The sequence below is a fragment of the Kingella negevensis genome (genome assembly GCF_030177895.1).
In the GTDB taxonomy this organism is placed as follows: Bacteria; Pseudomonadota; Gammaproteobacteria; order Burkholderiales; family Neisseriaceae; genus Kingella_C; species Kingella_C negevensis.
Genome location: NZ_CP123448.1, coordinates 1,466,273 through 1,483,612, shown reverse-complemented (window position 1 = coordinate 1,483,612; position 17,340 = coordinate 1,466,273). Strand labels below are relative to the sequence as shown.

Genomic DNA, 17,340 nt, shown 5'->3' with positions numbered 1-17,340 from the left:
TTGAATACAAAATGCAGCCTGAAAGTGGCTTTATTTTAGAAAAAGGTAAATGATAAAATTTTGGAAAACAACGTTTATCGCACTGAATTTGGTATTACTCACACCTGTGATGACTTGGGCGGAAACGTCGTCTTCAGCTTCTGCGCCACAAATTCATCAACGCGGCTGCCTGAAACCGCCACCACCGCCGACAACAAACCGTATTTGCTTGGCGTTTCGCTGATAATGTCTGTGGATAACGCAAATTTGGCAAAATACTGACATTCCAAAGGGGGCTTGACCTGTGGATAATTGTAAATAAATCATAAAAATCCAATCCTTAATCAGAACAATCGCCAGCCGTTTTATACGTCAAAACAGGCTTAAATCGTGCCACCAATTCAATCAAATCCGCGTCCAACATTGCCGCAATCACATCATCAATTTTCTTATACGCTTGCGGAGCTTCTTCGCAAATCACCACGCCGCCCAATGCCGTTTGGTGCAAATTATCCACAGAAAATTTGTGCGACAAACGCCCTCTACATTCGCCGCATTGCCATTTACGACCTGCTCCGTGTACTAATGAAAACAGCGATTTAGCCGCGTTATCCACAATTGAATGCACCCAATAACTGTAATCGCCACGCGACCCTGGGATTAACACTAAACCGCAATCGCTAGGCGTTGCCCCTTTGCGGTGCAGCCAGCCTTGTTGATTATCTAATTGGATAGATTGCATAAAATTGTGATTTACGTCCAACAAACACACACCGTCCGCGTTCCATTTTGCCAACATACGCTCCGCAATCAACTGGCGATTGGCACACGCAAACCACAACGCCAAATCATGTTCCGCCAAATACGCCAAGTCCGCCAAACCTGCGTGGCTAAATTTATCCACATGAGTGCGTAAAATCTGCTGCCCCAGTCCACGCGAACCACTATGCACAACTAATTGTAAACATTGCGGATTAAAATTTTCAGGCAGCTTTTTGGGCGTGTAAATTTTATCCACAGCCTGCAATTCAGCAAAATGATTGCCACCGCCAATCGTGCCTAATGCTGCCTGAAACGGCGCGTTTGGCAACAATTCATCAATCCGCGTTTGCCAAGTGTCGTCTAATGGTGCGTCAATGCTGCTTAATTGTTTGACTAGCTTGGATAATTTAATTTTATGCACAGGAAAATCAGTTTGCCAAAACGCCATACCGCAACCGATGTCGTTGCCAATCAACGCAGGGTAAAACTGTCCCACGCTGAAAAACGCCGCACCAATCGAATAACCGCGCCCTGCATGCAAATCGGGCATACCTGCCACGCGTTGAATGTGCGGCAGTTTGGCGGTTTTTTCTAGTTGTTGAATGGCGTTGCCCTCAATCCAAGTATTTGAATCTTTAATAATAATGATATTGCCTATTTTAGGGATAACTTTCTATTTTGCTTGATCCATAGATTTTTCAGGCTGCTTTTTGTAGGCAAAATAACCACACAGCAGCCTGAAAAAATTAGCAACTTAAGATAACTGCCGTGTTACCCACAACCCGAAACTTCACATCAAACCCTGCAATCTCCATACCATAAACCCGTTCAGGAATTTCCTGATACGCAGGGCGTGGGTCTTGCGCGATACTTTGCTCAATCAATTCGCGCATTTCTGTGGACAACTGCCCTACTCCGCTTTCAGGCTGCCATTCAATCTCCAATTTCTCAGGCGCACCGCTCACAAAACCCGCTTGCGCGTCAGGTTTCGCTTCCACAAAAGGGATATACGGCTTGATGTCCAGCACAGGCGTGCCGTCCAACAAATCGCCGCCCTTGCACCAAATTTGCACGCGACCATTCAAGTTATCCACACGTTCCAACGGCAGCAACGATAAACCCATGTGATTAGGGCGGTGTGGACTGCGTGTGGCAAATACGCCCATTTTTTTCTTGCCGCCCAATCGTGGCGGACGCACCATTTCTGCCCAACCTTCCGCCACCGCGTCGTGAAACAAAAATTGTACCCAAATGTATTCGAAACCGTCCAATCCGCGCACGGAATCCATTGAAAATTCAGGGTTTAACGTGATACAAATTTTGGCGGCTGGCACAAGTTGCGGTTGGCGTGGAATACCGAATTTTTGGGTATAAGGCGATGAAACCACGCCGATACTGTGGATAAGATGTTGCATTTCAGACTGCCTGAAAAAATAAAAGCGCGATTATAGCATTTATCCACAGCGATGTAGGTTGGCTCTCCGAGCCAACATTGGAACTCTTACCTTTCAAAAGATATTTGCAGCCTAAAAATAAAAAGTCGGCTTGGAAAGCCGACCTACAACAGTTTTGCAGAACTCTCTTTATCCACAACCATTTTCAGGCTACCTGAATGCTATAATCTCGCCATCATTATTTTTCAGGCTGCATTTCTATGTTATCCACAAACACCAGCAAATCCCCTACCATTGCCGCGATTGCCACAGCCACAGGACGCGGCGGCGTGGGCGTAATCCGTATATCAGGCAAAGACTTACTCCCTTTCGCACAACAAATCACAGGCGGCAAAACGCCCAAACCGCGAACCGCGCTCTACACCGATTTCCTAGACCAAAACAGCAACGCCATCGACAACGGTTTACTGCTCTATTTCGCCGCGCCAGCCAGTTTCACAGGCGAAGATGTGATTGAATTACAAGGACATGGCGGACAAATCGTCCTGCAAATGTTGCTGCAACGCTGCTTGGAATTGGGTGCACGAATCGCCGAAGCAGGCGAATTTACCAAACGCGCGTTTTTGAACAACAAACTGGATTTGGCGCAAGCCGAAAGCGTGGCAGACTTGATTGACGCGTCCAGCCAATCCGCCGCACGTATGGCGGTTCGCTCGCTCAAAGGCGCGTTTTCGCAACATATCCACAGCCTCGTGGACGATTTAATTACGCTGCGAATGCTCGTGGAAGCGACTTTGGACTTTCCCGAAGAAGAAATTGATTTTTTGGAAGCGGCAGATGCAAAAGGCAAATTGGCGCGGTTGCAAGTGCAGTTATCCACAGTCTTGCAGCAAGCAGGGCAAGGGGCGATTTTGCGCGAGGGCATGAACGTAGTGCTGGTTGGCGCGCCGAATGTGGGTAAGTCTAGCTTGCTCAATGCGTTGGCTGGCGATGATGTAGCGATTGTTACCGACATCGCTGGCACAACACGCGACACGGTGCGCGAGCAAATCACGTTGGACGGCGTGCCAATTCACATCACGGACACGGCTGGTTTGCGCCAAACCGATGATGTCGTGGAAAAAATCGGCATTGAACGCAGCGAAAAAGCGGTGCAAAACGCGGACGTGGCTTTGGTATTGATTGACCCTGACGAGGGTTTGAATGATACGACACGCGAAATCCTTTTCAGGCTGCCTGAAAATTTAAAACGCATTGAAATTCATAACAAAATTGATTTGCGCGGCGAACAAGCTGGTCTGCAAAACGAGGTTTCAGGCAGCCTGAAATCGGGTGCGGGTATGTTGATAAAATTGTCGGCAAAAACGGGCGAGGGCTTGGATTTGTTGAAACAAACTTTGCTGGACGCGATTGGTTGGCAGGGCGAAAGTGAGGGCTTGTTCCTTGCAAGAACGCGCCATATTCATGCTTTGCAAGCGGCTCAAGTTGAGCTGGAAAATGCGGCATTGTGCGGCAACAATCAGCTTGAATTGTTGGCGGAGCATTTGCGTTTGGCACAAGTGGCGTGCAGTGAGATTACGGGGGAATTTACGGCTGATGATTTGTTGGGCGTGATTTTCTCGCGGTTTTGTATCGGTAAATAAGCCATAAAAGTCTTGCAATGGAGCGGCTGCGGCTCGCCGACAGATTTCAACGCAAAGAATTTGCCTATCCTTCAGCAAAATTTAACTATAGATGTCGGCGAGCCACCAACGCTCCATATTTGCTATAACAAATAAAAAAGCAGCCTGAAAATAGGGATAACTCCGTTTTCAGGCTGCTTTTTCTATTGCTGTCTTTCAATAATAATTTGATTGCTGTCCACACGCCCTTTTGTTTAGCTAACCATCTTATTGATAACTAACTATTTTGTTTCATTATCCACAGGCTGCCCTTTTATCTTGGTGACAAAATCCATCATCGCAAACACAAATCCCTTGTCCACTTCCACTTTGGTTTGATAACGCATCATTGTTGGCACTTCACGCGTCCACGTTGCAAAATCCTGCGCTTGATTGGCTGGGAATGTTGCTTCACCGCCCGCGCGTAAACCGTGTTCGCCCATCATCATTTGATTGCCGTGCGATGCAACTGCAAAACCGCTTTGCGCCACCGCCAATAGCATGGCGTTTGTGGCTTCTTCACTTTCAGATTTAGTGATGCAACGCTCTTGCTGCTCTTGAAACAATTTCGCAAATGGCACAATCGCTAACTTATCCACATCTTTCAGGCTGCCTTGCCATTAAATTTTGTCTAATTTCACATTATCAAACTGAAATCCACCCATTTTGCCCAGTTGCTCAAACGCCAATTTATCTGATTTCGTATCAAGATAGCTGTCAATTTTGATGTTATCCACAGATATTTGACTATTTCCGTTGTTTGCTTTGATATTTTTCACAGAAAACGTGTCTTTTATGGAACGTAACAAGAGTTCATCAGGTTCGCCTGTTTGGTTTTGCTTGTAAACAGCGTGGTTACGTTGAAATAAAATTGACCGCCACTAATCGCAAACTTCGGCGCGGAAAACGTGATGTTATCCACAGAATACTGCTTATTTTTCGCTTGGCTGAACGTGAAATCTGCACGAATGTCGTCCCATTCAAAGCGTGTGTAGACATCGGGTTCGTGCGTGTTGGCTGGCATTTTCCAACGCATTTTGATGTTGCCAGCCCAAGAAATTTGCGTGTTGCTGTTGAACAGGAAAACTTATTCGCCCTATGGTTTAATCAAGTAAACTTTTGATTTAATGCGATAACCTGCTATTCTGCGTTGAATTTTGTCTTCGCCACGAAAACGGAATTTTTCGCTTCGGCAACATAAATTGGGGATAACATCAGATGTCCATTTGGCTGCGCCTGACATCATGCCTATATCAAACTCGGTGGCTAAAAAATCCACCGTTTGTCTTTCAGATTGACTTCTGAATAGAATTGCTTGAGTTGGCGATTGGCATACATGCTGCCACCAGTCGTGCCAACCGCAATAACGGCGACTAATCCGCCAATTGCCCATTTGTCCATAAAATCTCCTTAATGCAGCCTGAAAATCATTTTCAGGCTGCTTTCAATACTGAATCGCGCCAAATCACTTTGCCTTCAACCCATTCATGTGCATTTTCAGGCTGCGTTTTCTGTTCAATCTGTTGCAACAGAATCTCAATCGCTTGTTTGCCCATTTCCGTGTAAGGCAGTTCCACAGTTGTGAGCGCAGGATACAGCGTTTCGGCGATTTGTTTGTGGTCATCAAAACCTGCAACCGAAATTTCTTCAGGTACTTTAATCCCTTCGGTGCGCAACATACCGTAAACGCGCATCGCCATTTCATCGTTGCCGCAGCAAATCACGCTCGGTCTTTCAGGCTGCTGCAAAACGTGGTGTAGCGCTTGCCACAAATCATCAATGCTGTTGTGGCGTGTGGTGTAACCAGTCGCAATCAGGTTTTCATCTGTGGATAACTGGGCTTGTTGCAACGCGGCGCGATACCCTGCTAATCGCAACGGCGTGGCGGCGATGTGGTTGGGCGGCGTTAAATAGGCAATGCGTTTGTGTCCGTGTGCAATCAGTTGCTCGGTTAAACGGCGTTGGTTGCTTTCATCATCGGGCAACACGGCTGGTGTATTGTCGTCATCAAAACAATTCAGCAGCACCACGGGGCAATCGGGCTTAAACGGCAGCGCGATTTTCTGATGAAATTCGGACACGCACACAATCCCTTCGGCGCGATATTGCTGAAAGCGGCGAATCGCATCTGCAAGGCGATTGGGGTTATTGCCGCAATGCAACACCAGCAGCGTTTTACCCGTTTGCTCCGCGACCATGTGTGCGCCTTTGGTCAGAAAAATATCAGGCAAACCGCCTTGAATGTCTGCGGCTTCAATGTTGTCCGTGGTTACGCCCATAATCACGCCAATCAGCCCTGAACGGTGTGAACGCAAGGTTCGTGCAGCTGACGATGGGATATAGCCCAGTTCGTTCATGCTGCGTTCAACGCGTTCGCGTGTGCTGTCTTTCACGCTTTTGTCTTGGTTCAACACGCGGCTGACGGTTTTGGGCGAAACACCTGCGTGTTTTGCTACGTCGTAAATCGTGGTCATGTTTGCCTTTTCTTTATAAATAAAATGCAGCCTGAAAATGTTTTCAGGCTGCATTTTTATACGCTAAATCAGTAGCGTTGATGAAATTATTTTTTGATACAAGGCGACAACGTCCGCCGTGTACGAATAGTACATAAGGACGTTGGCAACGCAGTAGCAAAAGATAAGTGCATTAACGAGATTAGATTTTTTCAGCGAAGAATTTTAATGTGCGAACCAGTTGGCAAGTGTAAGACATTTCGTTGTCATACCAAGCCACAGTTTTCACCAATTGTTTGTCGCCAACCGTTTGAACACGTGTTTGAGTCGCGTCAAACAATGAACCGAAGCTCATGCCAATCACGTCTGAAGATACAATTTCATCTTCTGTGTAACCAAAAGATTCAGTAGCAGCCGCTTTCATTGCAGCATTCACTTCTTCAACCGTTACATTTTTTTCCAATGTGCAAACCAATTCAGTCAAAGAACCAGTGGGCACTGGAACGCGTTGTGCAGAACCGTCCAATTTGCCGTTCAATTCAGGGATGACCAAGCCGATGGCTTTTGCAGCACCAGTGCTATTTGGCACGATGTTAGTCGCAGCAGCGCGCGCACGACGTTTGTCGCCTTTGCGATGTGGCGCGTCCAAAGTGTTTTGGTCACCAGTGTAACCGTGGATAGTGGTCATCAAACCTTGTACTACGCCGAATTGTTTTTGCAATACGGCAGCCATTGGGGCTAAGCAGTTAGTTGTGCAAGAAGCCGCAGAAATCACGGTTTCGCTGCCGTCCAAAATGTCGTGGTTTACGTTGAATACAACCGTTCTCATGTCGTTGCCAGCAGGAGCTGAAATCACAACTTTACGCGCACCTGCACGAATGTGTGCTTCCGCTTTGTCTTTGCTAGTGAAGAAGCCTGTGCATTCCAAAACTACGTCCACGCCCAATTCTTTCCAAGGCAATTCTTCAGGGTTTGCTTTGGCAAATGCTTTGATTTCTTTACCATTTACCACAAAAGCATCTTCTTTTTGTTCGATTGTGCCGTCAAAACGACCTTGAGTCGTGTCGTATTTGAACAAGTGAACCAGCATATCAGCAGGAGTCAAATCGTTTACGGCTACCACTTCAATACCGTCTGTTTTCAAGATTTGGCGCAATGCTAAACGACCAATACGACCAAAACCATTGATAGCTACTTTAACGCTCATAATTTTTCCTGGTGGTGTCCTGAAAAGTGTGCTGTAAAACTAAACAATGCCAAAGTGAATATCAAAGAAAGCCAAATCAAAAACTTTCTTGTGATAAAACATACTTTTAGAAAAGCAACACGTTTTTCTAAACGCTCGCCTTACTTTGTGCCGTAAACGACAGTTATTACCCTCAATGCCAACTGTGTGTTGCTTACCAACTAGATGCCATTCTTCATTTGAAAAGACATTTAAAAATGCAGCCCAGTCGTCGGTCGCAATTCTGTCATAGGTTACACGCAACTCTTTCAAACGCCGTTTGAGTGCTCGCGCTGTTGCTAAATCGCGCTTACCCCAAACGTAAGCGACAATTTCGCCACTTTCTCTGTGATAGGCATAGACTAGCCACACTTTATTAGACTTGTTACCGACAAATGTCCAAAACTCGTCTATTTCAAGTGTAGAGTAATGTTTTTGTTTAGGAAATGGCTCAAACTCATGGCGTTTTAAGGCAGCCTGAACTTTGTCTTTGCTGTAACCCGTAATTGCTGCAATATCGCGAATGCCACAACCTCTAACGGTCATTCTCCAAACCTGTTCATCAACTTTGGAATGACAACCCTTATAGGTAAGGTTATGGTCGCCAATAAAATTACGGCAGCAATCTTTGCAAAAATATTTTTGTTTACGATTGCCAAAGTAGCCATTTTTCTTTATATTTTGTCCTTGGCAGCGAGGACATTTCAGAGTTATTTGTATTTTCACACATTCAATAATACTCTGTTTTCGCTGCTTTTTTATTGCTTATTTTTTACAGCACACTTTTCAGGACACCACCTTTTTCCTTTGCTAATGAGATTAGGGTTTAAAAATGGTGTTGTTTTACCACAAAAATCAAAAGTTTCAAAAGACTACATGCAGTTTTATGTGAACGATTTTGGTTGGTTGAATTTAAATAAAAAATTAAAGTATTAATATATAAAAAGATGATTTTTATGATGCCTACGCCCATTTGTGGATAAGTAAATAAACTGTTTGATTTTATTTTAAATACTGATTTTCAAAACGGTGTGGTTTACGCGCCGTATAAAAATGGAATGGCTGTGGATAAAAATTTAGCCTGAAAGCCGTTCTGTGGATAAAATAACCTTATCAAACCCTTAAACTGGGTTAAACACACATTTACGCAGCCTGAAAATTGGGTATGATGTGAAACATTCAAATGATTTTTCAGGCTGCCTGAAAGGAAAGTTATGAAACAAAGAACATTAAAACAAACAGTTACCGCCACAGGAGTAGGCTTGCACTCAGGCGAGCGCGTGAAACTGACGCTACACCCTGCCGCAGAAAACACAGGCATTCAGTTTCGCCGTAGCGATTTATCGGGCGAACAAGGCGAAATTGTGTCGCTCACGCCCTATTTGATTAACGACACGCGCCTGTCGTCCACAATCGTTACCGAAAACGGCATTCGCGTTGGCACGATTGAACACATTATGTCGGCGTTGGCGGCTTATGGTGTGGATAACGTGCTGATTGAGCTGAACGCGCCTGAAATTCCGATTATGGACGGCAGCAGTTTGCCGTTTATCTTTTTGCTACAAGACGCTGAAATTGTGGAACAAAATGAGCCAAAACGCTTTTTGCGCATTTTGAAGGAAATAGAAATTAAAGAGCCAAACAAATGGGTGAAATTCACGCCGTATGATGGCTTTAAAGTGAGCTTAACGATTGAGTTTGACCACCCTGTCTTCAACCGTTCTGCGCCGACTTTTGAGATTGATTTTGCTGGGAAATCTTATGTCGAAGAAATCGCTCGGGCGCGGACGTTTGGGTTTATGCAGGAAGTGGAATTAATGCGCGCGCATAATTTGGGCTTGGGTGGCAATTTGTCGAACGCGATTGTGATTGATGATGTGGACGTGTTGAATCCAGAGGGTTTGCGTTATCCTGATGAATTTGTGCGCCATAAAATTTTGGACGCGATTGGGGATTTGTATATTATGGGACACCCGATTATTGGGGCGTTTCAGGGGTATAAATCGGGGCATGCGATTAATAATGCGTTGCTTCGCGCGGTGTTGGCGGACGAGAGTGCTTATGAGTGGGTGGAATTTGGTGAAGAGGATATAGGTTTGCCGAGTGCGTTTTTTGGGGTGGATACTTTGAAGGCAGCCTGAAAACTGGGTTATCGTGATTTAATCCACTATATCCACAAAAAGCAGCCTGAAAAGAGTTATTCACTTTTTTCAGGCTGCTTTTTCACATGAGTTATACCGTTAAATGTTGATATTTTTCAATTGGTTATTTAATTATTCACAAAGTTATTCACAGATTTATGGTTTTCAGGCTGCGTTTTATATTTAGAAAACAAAATGCAGCCTGAAAACACGTCTGTGGATAATTAAACTGAAATCTTCACTGCCGTGCCACTAACAGTAACCATCATCATGCCGTTGGTTTCGCCCAGTACTTCGTAGTCAAAATCCACGCCAATTACGCCGTTTGCGCCCATTTCTTTGGCAGCTTCTTTCATTTCGTCCAACGCGGCGTTGCGTGCGCCTGCTAATGCACGTTCATAGCCCCCTGCCCGTCCGCCAACCACGTCGCGGATTGAGGCGAACATATCGCGGAAGATGTTTGCGCCGATAATGGCTTCGCCGTTTACTACGCCTAAATAGGCTTCAATTTGCACGTCTTTGGGTTCAATCGTGGCGATGAAAAAGCCTTTTTCTTTGTTTGATGAGAACCAGCCCATAATTACTCCTGTGGATAAGTTTGAAACCTTGGCAAAATCTCTATCTTTGCATTTTTCTTCGCCGCACTATGCGGACTGATTTTGTTGCCAAATTAAAATTTGGACAAAATCTAGTCTGCGCTGCTATGGCTTTGAAAACTGCTCAAATCTAGCGTTTTGCCAAGGTTTCAATTGATTATAAACGCAGCCTGAAAAATAATTTTCAGGCTGCGTTGTTTTCTTAAAAATTACACTTCGTATGTGCTAGACGCTGTGTTGCCGCCTGTGCCCGTCCAGTTGGTGTGGAAAAACTCACCGCGTGGTTTATCAGTTCGCTCGTAAGTGTGTGCGCCGAAGTAGTCGCGTTGTGCTTGCAGCAGGTTGGCTGGCAAACGTGCGGTGGTGTAGCCGTCCAAGAAGGTGATGGCGGCTGCCATACATGGCATTGGCACGCCAATTTCAATGGCTTTGGCTACGGTTTTGCGCCACGCTGGTAAGGCGTTTGCCAAGATTTTTTGGAAGTATGGGTCTGCACCCAAGAACGCTAAATCTGGGTTGGCTTCGTATGCGTCGCGGATGTTGCCTAGGAACACGCTGCGGATAATGCAGCCTTCGCGCCACAATAAGGCGGTGTTGCCGTAGTTCAGTTTCCAGTTGAAGGTTTCGCTGGCTTCATGAATCAGCATGAAACCTTGTGCGTAAGAAATGATTTTGCTGGCAAGCAGTGCCAAACGCAGTGATTCTAACCATTCTTCACGGCTGCCTGAAACGGGCGTGATGTTGCGTGGGAACAGGCTTGATGCGGCAGCGCGTTGGTCTTTCAATGCGGATACGCAACGGGCAAACACGGCTTCTGAAATCAGGGTTAATGGAATGCCCATGTCCAAGGCGTTGATGCCTGTCCATTTGCCTGTGCCTTTTTGACCTGCGGTGTCGAGGATTTTTTCAACCAATGGTGTGCCATCTGTGTCTTTGTATGCCAGAATATCGGTTGTAATATCAACCAGATAAGAGTTCAACTCAGTTTGTTTCCATGCTTTGAAGGTTTCGTGCATTTCATCGTAAGTCATGCCCAAACCGTCTTTCATGAATTGGTAAGCTTCGCAAATCAGTTGCATATCGCCGTATTCAATGCCGTTATGAACCATTTTGACGAAGTGTCCTGCGCCGTTTTCGCCCACCCAGTCGCAGCAAGGTTCGCCGTTTGGGGTTTTGGCTGAAATGGCTTGCAAGATAGGTTTTACGTGTTCCCATGCTTCTGGATTGCCACCTGGCATGATTGATGGGCCGTGGCGCGCGCCTTCTTCGCCGCCTGATACGCCTGCGCCAACAAAGCGAATGCCTTTTTCTGCTAATGCGGTGGTGCGACGATTAGTGTCTGGGTAATTTGAGTTACCTCCGTCAATAATGATGTCGCCTGCTTCTAATAGTGGAACGAGTTGGTTGATGAAGTCGTCTACAACGCTACCTGCACGAACCATGAGCATAATTTTTCGTGGTTTTTCCAATTTGTCCACAAGGTCTTGCAAGCTGTATGCGCCAATGATATTTGTGCCTTTGGCTGCACCATTCAGAAATTCATCTACTTTGCTGGTTGTGCGGTTATGCGCAACCACTTTGAAGCCTTTGTCGTTCATGTTCAAAATCAAGTTTTGACCCATTACGGCTAAGCCAATTACACCAATATCGCCTTTCATGTTTGTCCTTTCAGCGTAAAAAATTGGAAACGGCAAAACTTTACTCCATTGATTAGGGGTTAGACAAGGTTTTGTAATAAAAATTCAGCTTTGTAACAATTCTTAACTTTAAATATAAATAGATTATGATTATATTGATAGACGAATTATGCTGTGGATAAGTTTAAAAATGATTTAAATACAAATATGTGAGTGAAATTAATTGAGCAGAATAAGGGCTTGGAAAAAGGGAAAGTTTGGTTGTGGATAATTTTGAATAAAATAGTTAGATTTTCTAACTAATGTGAATAAATTTGAGATTGTTCTGAATATGTGAATAAAGTTATGCTCAATCCAAAAGCAGCCTGAAAAAGATAACCTATTCAATCTTTTTGCTTTCCTTTAAAATGGCGATTTATTTGTTTCAGGCTGCCTGAAATAATAGTTTGATTATTTTGACAATTTAGTTGTGAGAGAAAATATGAAAGCCTTAGTTGCAGTAAAACGAGTGGTGGATTACAACGTGAAAGTGCGCGTGCAAGCCGATGGCTCGGGCGTGGATATTGGCAATGTGAAAATGTCGATGAATCCATTTGATGAAGTGGCAGTTGAAGAAGCGGTGCGATTGAAAGAGGCTGGCAAAATCAGCGAAATCGTGGCGGTTTCTTTGGGCGTGAAAAAATGCGAAGACACGTTGCGCACGGCGTTGGCAATGGGTGCTGACCGTGCCATTCATGTGGAAACTGATGAAGCGTTAGAACCACGCGTTGTGGCAAAATTATTGCAAAAAGTGGCGGAAAAAGAGCAGCCTGAAATTTTGTTACTGGGTAAACAGGCGATTGACGATGATGCGTGTGAAACGGCACAGCGTTTGGCGGCTTTGTTGAACGCGCCACAAGCGGCGTTTGCTAGCAAAGTGGAATTGGGCGAGGAAGAAGTGGTGGTTTCGCGTGAAATTGATGGCGGTGTGGAAACCGTTGCGTTGAAGTTGCCTGCTGTGATTAGCGCGGATTTGCGTTTGAATGAACCGCGTTTTGTGAAATTGCCTAATTTGATGGCGGCGAAAAAGAAACCGTTGGAAAAATTAACGGTGGCAGATTTGGGCGTGGATTTAACGCCGCGTTTGCTTGTGAAACAATATGCTGAACCGAAAGCGCGTCAGGCTGGTGTGAAAGTGGCTGATGTGGCTGAGTTAGTGGCAAAATTGGCGGCTGCCAAAGCAATTTAAGGAGACGATGATGACTGTATTGGTATTGGTAGAGCATAATAATCAAGCACTTAACCCTGTAACCTTACACGCGGTTGCGGCAGCACAAAAATTGGGTGAAGTGCATGTGTTGGTAGCAGGTTCAGGCAGCCTGAAAGTGGCGGAACAAGCCAGTCAAATCGCTGGTGTAGCAAAAGTTTTACATGCAGACGCGGCGCATTTAGGTGAAGGTTTGGCGGAAGAAATCGCGGCGCAAATAGTGGCTTTGGCTGAACCTTATGCACACGTTTTGGCGGCAGCGAGCGCGTTTGGTAAAAACGTGATGCCACGTGTGGCTGCGTTGTTGGATTGTTCGCAAATATCTGATTTAACTGAGATTGTGGATAACAAAACCTTTGTTCGTCCAACTTACGCTGGCAATGTGTTCACAACGGTTCAAAGTGATGAAGCAAAATTGGTTTTGACGATTCGTGCGAGTGCGTTTGATGTGGCGAGCCAAGGTGGTTCAGCAGAAATTGTTTTTGTATCAAGCACTTCTGCGCAAAGCTTGAGCCGTTTTGTGTCGCGTGAATTGCAAACGTCTGACCGTCCTGAATTAACGCAAGCGCGTGTGGTGGTGGCTGGCGGACGTGCTTTGGGCAGCGCGGAACAATTTAGCGCGGTGTTGAACCCGTTGGCTGATGTGTTGGGCGCAGCGATTGGCGCGAGCCGTGCGGCGGTGGACGCAGAATATGTGGCGAATGATTGCCAAGTGGGTCAAACAGGCAAGATTGTTGCGCCTGATTTGTATATTGCGGTGGGTATTTCGGGTGCAATTCAGCACACGGCGGGTATGCAAGGCAGTAAAACCGTTGTAGCAATCAATAAAGACCCTGATGCGCAGATTTTCAATGTGGCAGATTTTGGGATTGTTGGCGATTTGTTTGAAATTGTGCCGCAATTAACGGAAGCGTTGAAAGCAAGATAAACTGTATAAATCATGTTTCACATGAAACATAAAACATTTGCAGCCTGAAACATTTTTCAGGCTTCCATTGATAAATATAATTAATTAAAATAGGACAGTAACGCATCTGTGAAATTATCATAACTAGGCAAAATTGAACGCATATATTTCTTAATATTTGCCCATGTTTTTTCTATTGGATTTAATTCAGGCGAATAAGGTGCAAGCGGTAGCATTTTATACCCCAAATGATGCCCCATTTCTTGCAGAATACCCATTCTGTAAAATCTAGCATTATCTAAAATAATCAATGACTTTTCAGGTAAATTGGGCAATAGCATAGTTTCAAACCATGCTTCAAAAAAATCGCTGGTCATTGTATTTTGATAAATCATTGGCGCAATTAAATTTTGCCCAATTTGCGCTGCAACTAATGATAAGCGTTGGTATTTTCTACCGCTTATCTTGGTTTTAACAATTTTCCCTTTCAGACTACGAGCATACGGACGAAAGAAATAGGTATCAAATCCTGTTTCATTCAAATAAACAAGCGGGTAGTCAGAAAATTGGGCTAACTGAGCTAAATAATGAGCTACTTTTTCTGGGTCTTGTTCTTTGTAAGTGGTGGTCTTTTTTTACGCGTGATACCTAATTTTTTGAGCGCATAAAAAAATAGTTGATGTGGAGCAACTAAACATTTCAGTCCTTTCATAGAGATAAGCATCAGGATTTTGTTCAATATATTGTTTGAGTGCTTGCGTATCCAATTTAGTGGCATTTTGCCCTTTGACTTGATGTTTCAGGCTACCTGTTTGTTCTTCTAATTTAATCCAAAGGTAAAGCGTATTTCTTGAGATACCATAGGTTTTGGCAACTTTACTTGCATTGTTACATTGCTTGTAACAATTTAATGCTTTTTCTCGTAAATCAATTGAATATGCCATTTTATGAACCTTAAAGATAAAATTAGAATTGCACAATTTTATTTTGAATTTACTATAAAAAGATTGTATAAAAAAATGAACATTACTCTACCGATTGAAGCAAAAGAAATTCAAAAACTGATTCCCCATCGCTACCCTTTTATGTTGATTGACCGCATTACAGAATTTGAAAGCGGCAAAACTTTAACCGCATTGAAAAATGTGAGCATTAACGAACCACAATTCACAGGACATTTTCCTGAATTTCCCGTAATGCCAGGTGTATTGATTATTGAAGCGATGGCGCAAGCATGCGGCGCATTAGCTATTTTGAGTGAAGGCGGACGTAAGCCAGATGAAATCTTCTTCTTTGCAGGCATTGATAACGCACGCTTCAAACGCCAAGTCATTCCTGGCGACCAACTGGTCTTCAAAATTGAACTGTTGCAAAGCAAACGCGGTATTGGCAAATTTGCAGCCAAAGCGTTTGTGGGCGACGAATTAGCGGTTGAAGCTGAAATCATGTGCGCGAAACGTAAAGTCGCAATGTAAAGTTTCAGGCTGCATTCAATATTTGCAGCCTGAAAAAATATTCCCAAAAGGAAAAATAAGATGAGTAATTTAATTCACCCTACCGCGATTATCGACCCAAAAGCCGAGCTAGACAGCAGCGTGAAAGTCGGCCCGTACACCGTGATTGGCGCGAATGTGCAAATTGGCGCAGGCACAGAAATTGGCGCGCACACCGTGATTGAAGGACACACCACAATCGGCGAAAACAACAAAATCTTCCAATTCGCCAGCTTGGGCGCACAACCGCAAGACAAAAAATACCGCGATGAACCCACAAAACTTATCATCGGCAACGGCAACACCATTCGCGAATTCACCACGTTCAACACAGGCACAGTAACAGGCATCGGCGAAACACGCGTGGGTGATGACAACTGGATTATGGCGTATTGTCACTTGGCGCACGATTGCGTGATTGGCAACCACACCATTTTCGCCAACAATTCCAGCTTGGCAGGACACGTTGAAATTGGCGATTACGTTGTGTTGGGTGGTTACACGCTGGTGTTCCAATTCTGCCGCGTTGGTGCGTATGCGATGACTGCCTTCGCAGCAGGCGTTCACAAAGACGTACCACCGTATTTCATGGCATCAGGCTATCGCGCCGAGCCAGCTGGTTTAAACAGCGAAGGCATGCGCCGCAATGGTTTTTCTGCTGAGCAAATCGCCAACGTGAAAAAAGCCTATAAAGCGATTTATATGCAAGATTTGCCATTGGAAGAAGCCAAAGCCAAAATTGCAGAAATGGCGAAAGAAAACAGCGAATTATTGATTTTGAGCGACTTTTTGCATACATCACAACGCAGTATTATTCGCTAAAATTCACACAGCCTGAAACCGCAGTCTGAAAAAATATTTGACAGACTTGTAATAAACAGGTATAGTTCAATTCTTCTGACGCGGGATGGAGCAGCATGGTAGCTCGTCGGGCTCATAACCCGAAGGTCGTAGGTTCAAATCCTGCTCCCGCAACCAATTCAAAACCGCTTAGTTTTTCTAAGCGGTTTTTTCATTTGCTAACTTCTCACTCATCACGAATATGTTAAACCAAGAAATCATTATTCACGGAACTACCAGCAATGGTAAAGTGTTCCGTCCAAGCGACTGGGCAGACAGATTGTGCGGCATTTTGTCTTCGTTCAACAAAGAAGAGCAAACCTATCAAGAATGGGTACACCCCGTTGTGATTGATGATATTCGCTGCATCAAAATCAGCCCCGAATTGGAAGAGCGCAACACCGCAATGTTTCGCTTTCTGATGGATTTTGCCGCAGATAACGATTTACGCATGATGAATTATCCACAGCAAGAAGAAGCAGAAGAAACGACAGATTCTGTGGATAACTCAGCAGAAGAAGCTGATGAAGAAGAAACCGAAAATGCAGGCGGATTGCGCGAAATCATGCCCAATGAAACCGCGTCCGCGTTCGCTGCATTGAGCGTATTGCGCCCTACTCTCAACGATATTAACCGCTTTGTTACCCAAGTGAACACCATTCAACGCGCACAAGGTTATCGCTTGCTGGGTGTGTTTGAAGCAGGCAAAACAGGCGCAGTTGCCGTGTGTGGTTTCCGAGAAGTAACCGATTTATTAAGCGGACGACATTTTCGCATTGATGATTTGGTTGTGATTCCGCAATATCGCCAACGCGGTTACGCCGTGCAACTGCTTTCAGAAGTGCGCCGCATTGCGCAAGAAAACGGTATCAGCCAAATTCATGTGGATAGCCATGTGGGCGCAGAACGCACGATTGCCCATCGCGTGTATTTCCGTTTTGGTTTTGCTATTCAGTCTTATCACTTTGTATGTAATATTGATTAAGTTATCCACAAAATAGAACGC

At 44.7% G+C, this 17,340-nt stretch carries 21 protein-coding genes, 1 tRNA gene and 1 pseudogene; 9 read left to right on the top strand and 14 right to left on the bottom strand.

The genetic code is table 11. The features are described from left to right. Window positions 1-49: 49 nt before the first annotated feature. Complete coding sequence (locus QEO93_RS08155; protein WP_284627567.1) at window positions 50-223, top strand: hypothetical protein; 174 nt, start codon at window positions 50-52, stop codon at window positions 221-223. 96 nt (window positions 224-319) lie between these two features. Here QEO93_RS08155 and QEO93_RS08150 read toward each other — a convergent pair whose 3' ends face one another. Next, window positions 320-1,399: an RNA ligase RtcB family protein gene (locus tag QEO93_RS08150; RefSeq protein WP_032136481.1), complete on the bottom strand. Its 1,080-nt coding sequence runs from the start codon at window positions 1,397-1,399 to the stop codon at window positions 320-322. An 88-nt stretch (window positions 1,400-1,487) separates the two neighbouring features. Beyond that, complete coding sequence (gene tsaA, locus QEO93_RS08145; RefSeq protein WP_085815718.1) at window positions 1,488-2,156, bottom strand: tRNA (N6-threonylcarbamoyladenosine(37)-N6)-methyltransferase TrmO; 669 nt, start codon at window positions 2,154-2,156, stop codon at window positions 1,488-1,490. A gap of 239 nt (window positions 2,157-2,395) precedes the next feature. Between tsaA and mnmE the strand changes: the two genes are divergently transcribed. Then, complete coding sequence (mnmE, locus tag QEO93_RS08140; RefSeq protein WP_085815717.1) at window positions 2,396-3,778, top strand: tRNA uridine-5-carboxymethylaminomethyl(34) synthesis GTPase MnmE; 1,383 nt, start codon at window positions 2,396-2,398, stop codon at window positions 3,776-3,778. Window positions 3,779-3,863: 85 nt separating this feature from the next. Here the strand turns inward: mnmE and QEO93_RS08135 are convergent, their stop codons facing one another. From QEO93_RS08135 to QEO93_RS08095, 9 genes are all read right to left on the bottom strand, one after another. Beyond that, the gene (locus tag QEO93_RS08135) at window positions 3,864-4,001 is read right to left on the bottom strand and encodes a hypothetical protein (protein ID WP_179184679.1); all 138 of its coding nucleotides are present in this window, start codon (window positions 3,999-4,001) and stop codon (window positions 3,864-3,866) included. Between the two features lie 37 nt (window positions 4,002-4,038). Beyond that, window positions 4,039-4,395, bottom strand: a complete 357-nt coding sequence (locus tag QEO93_RS08130) for a hypothetical protein (protein WP_032136484.1) — start codon at window positions 4,393-4,395, stop codon at window positions 4,039-4,041. A gap of 21 nt (window positions 4,396-4,416) precedes the next feature. Further along, on the bottom strand, window positions 4,417-4,575 hold the full coding sequence (locus QEO93_RS08125) for a hypothetical protein (RefSeq protein ID WP_157686238.1): 159 nt from the start codon (window positions 4,573-4,575) through the stop codon (window positions 4,417-4,419). A 14-nt stretch (window positions 4,576-4,589) separates the two neighbouring features. Beyond that, window positions 4,590-4,832 carry a hypothetical protein gene (locus tag QEO93_RS08120; RefSeq protein WP_032136486.1) on the bottom strand — a complete coding sequence of 81 codons (243 nt, stop codon included), beginning with the start codon at window positions 4,830-4,832 and terminating at the stop codon, window positions 4,590-4,592. A gap of 60 nt (window positions 4,833-4,892) precedes the next feature. After that, complete coding sequence (locus QEO93_RS08115; protein WP_032136487.1) at window positions 4,893-5,075, bottom strand: hypothetical protein; 183 nt, start codon at window positions 5,073-5,075, stop codon at window positions 4,893-4,895. Next, the gene (locus QEO93_RS08110) at window positions 5,063-5,197 is read right to left on the bottom strand and encodes a DUF945 domain-containing protein (protein ID WP_143445778.1); all 135 of its coding nucleotides are present in this window, start codon (window positions 5,195-5,197) and stop codon (window positions 5,063-5,065) included. The genes QEO93_RS08115 and QEO93_RS08110 overlap by 13 nt, the downstream gene beginning before the upstream one ends. Window positions 5,198-5,229: 32 nt before the next feature. Next, window positions 5,230-6,270: a LacI family DNA-binding transcriptional regulator gene (locus QEO93_RS08105; RefSeq protein WP_032136496.1), complete on the bottom strand. Its 1,041-nt coding sequence runs from the start codon at window positions 6,268-6,270 to the stop codon at window positions 5,230-5,232. A 181-nt stretch (window positions 6,271-6,451) separates the two neighbouring features. Beyond that, entirely contained in the window at window positions 6,452-7,456 is a 1,005-nt protein-coding gene (gap, locus tag QEO93_RS08100; RefSeq protein ID WP_032136488.1) for a type I glyceraldehyde-3-phosphate dehydrogenase, read from the bottom strand. A 39-nt stretch (window positions 7,457-7,495) separates the two neighbouring features. Continuing rightward, window positions 7,496-8,200: an IS1 family transposase gene (locus QEO93_RS08095; protein WP_284627566.1), complete on the bottom strand. Its 705-nt coding sequence runs from the start codon at window positions 8,198-8,200 to the stop codon at window positions 7,496-7,498. Between the two features lie 488 nt (window positions 8,201-8,688). On the opposite strand from QEO93_RS08095, the gene lpxC reads away from it, so the two are divergent. Beyond that, on the top strand, window positions 8,689-9,615 hold the full coding sequence (gene lpxC / locus QEO93_RS08090; RefSeq protein ID WP_032136489.1) for a UDP-3-O-acyl-N-acetylglucosamine deacetylase: 927 nt from the start codon (window positions 8,689-8,691) through the stop codon (window positions 9,613-9,615). A gap of 224 nt (window positions 9,616-9,839) precedes the next feature. Here lpxC and QEO93_RS08085 read toward each other — a convergent pair whose 3' ends face one another. Both QEO93_RS08085 and gnd read right to left on the bottom strand, forming a co-directional pair. Then, window positions 9,840-10,193 carry a heavy metal-binding domain-containing protein gene (locus tag QEO93_RS08085; protein WP_044250003.1) on the bottom strand — a complete coding sequence of 118 codons (354 nt, stop codon included), beginning with the start codon at window positions 10,191-10,193 and terminating at the stop codon, window positions 9,840-9,842. A gap of 227 nt (window positions 10,194-10,420) precedes the next feature. Further along, window positions 10,421-11,869 carry a decarboxylating NADP(+)-dependent phosphogluconate dehydrogenase gene (gnd, locus tag QEO93_RS08080; protein WP_032136490.1) on the bottom strand — a complete coding sequence of 483 codons (1,449 nt, stop codon included), beginning with the start codon at window positions 11,867-11,869 and terminating at the stop codon, window positions 10,421-10,423. A gap of 460 nt (window positions 11,870-12,329) precedes the next feature. Between gnd and QEO93_RS08075 the strand changes: the two genes are divergently transcribed. Both QEO93_RS08075 and QEO93_RS08070 read left to right on the top strand, forming a co-directional pair. Beyond that, on the top strand, window positions 12,330-13,076 hold the full coding sequence (locus QEO93_RS08075) for an electron transfer flavoprotein subunit beta/FixA family protein (RefSeq protein ID WP_085815716.1): 747 nt from the start codon (window positions 12,330-12,332) through the stop codon (window positions 13,074-13,076). Window positions 13,077-13,086: 10 nt separating this feature from the next. After that, window positions 13,087-14,022, top strand: coding sequence for an electron transfer flavoprotein subunit alpha/FixB family protein (locus QEO93_RS08070; protein WP_032136492.1), 936 nt, complete (start codon window positions 13,087-13,089; stop codon window positions 14,020-14,022). An 80-nt stretch (window positions 14,023-14,102) separates the two neighbouring features. Here the strand turns inward: QEO93_RS08070 and QEO93_RS08065 are convergent. Further along, window positions 14,103-14,945 (bottom strand): annotated as a pseudogene (locus QEO93_RS08065) (IS630 family transposase). Between the two features lie 75 nt (window positions 14,946-15,020). On the opposite strand from QEO93_RS08065, the gene fabZ reads away from it, so the two are divergent. The 4 genes from fabZ to QEO93_RS08045 all read left to right on the top strand — a co-directional run bounded on the left by fabZ (window position 15,021) and on the right by QEO93_RS08045 (window position 17,319). Further along, entirely contained in the window at window positions 15,021-15,476 is a 456-nt protein-coding gene (gene fabZ, locus QEO93_RS08060) for a 3-hydroxyacyl-ACP dehydratase FabZ (protein WP_032136529.1), read from the top strand. Window positions 15,477-15,536: 60 nt separating this feature from the next. Continuing rightward, complete coding sequence (gene lpxA, locus QEO93_RS08055) at window positions 15,537-16,316, top strand: acyl-ACP--UDP-N-acetylglucosamine O-acyltransferase (protein WP_032136526.1); 780 nt, start codon at window positions 15,537-15,539, stop codon at window positions 16,314-16,316. A 79-nt stretch (window positions 16,317-16,395) separates the two neighbouring features. After that, window positions 16,396-16,472 (top strand) — tRNA-Met (locus tag QEO93_RS08050). A gap of 64 nt (window positions 16,473-16,536) precedes the next feature. After that, window positions 16,537-17,319: a GNAT family N-acetyltransferase gene (locus tag QEO93_RS08045; RefSeq protein WP_032136525.1), complete on the top strand. Its 783-nt coding sequence runs from the start codon at window positions 16,537-16,539 to the stop codon at window positions 17,317-17,319. The last annotated feature ends 21 nt before the right edge of the window (window positions 17,320-17,340 follow it).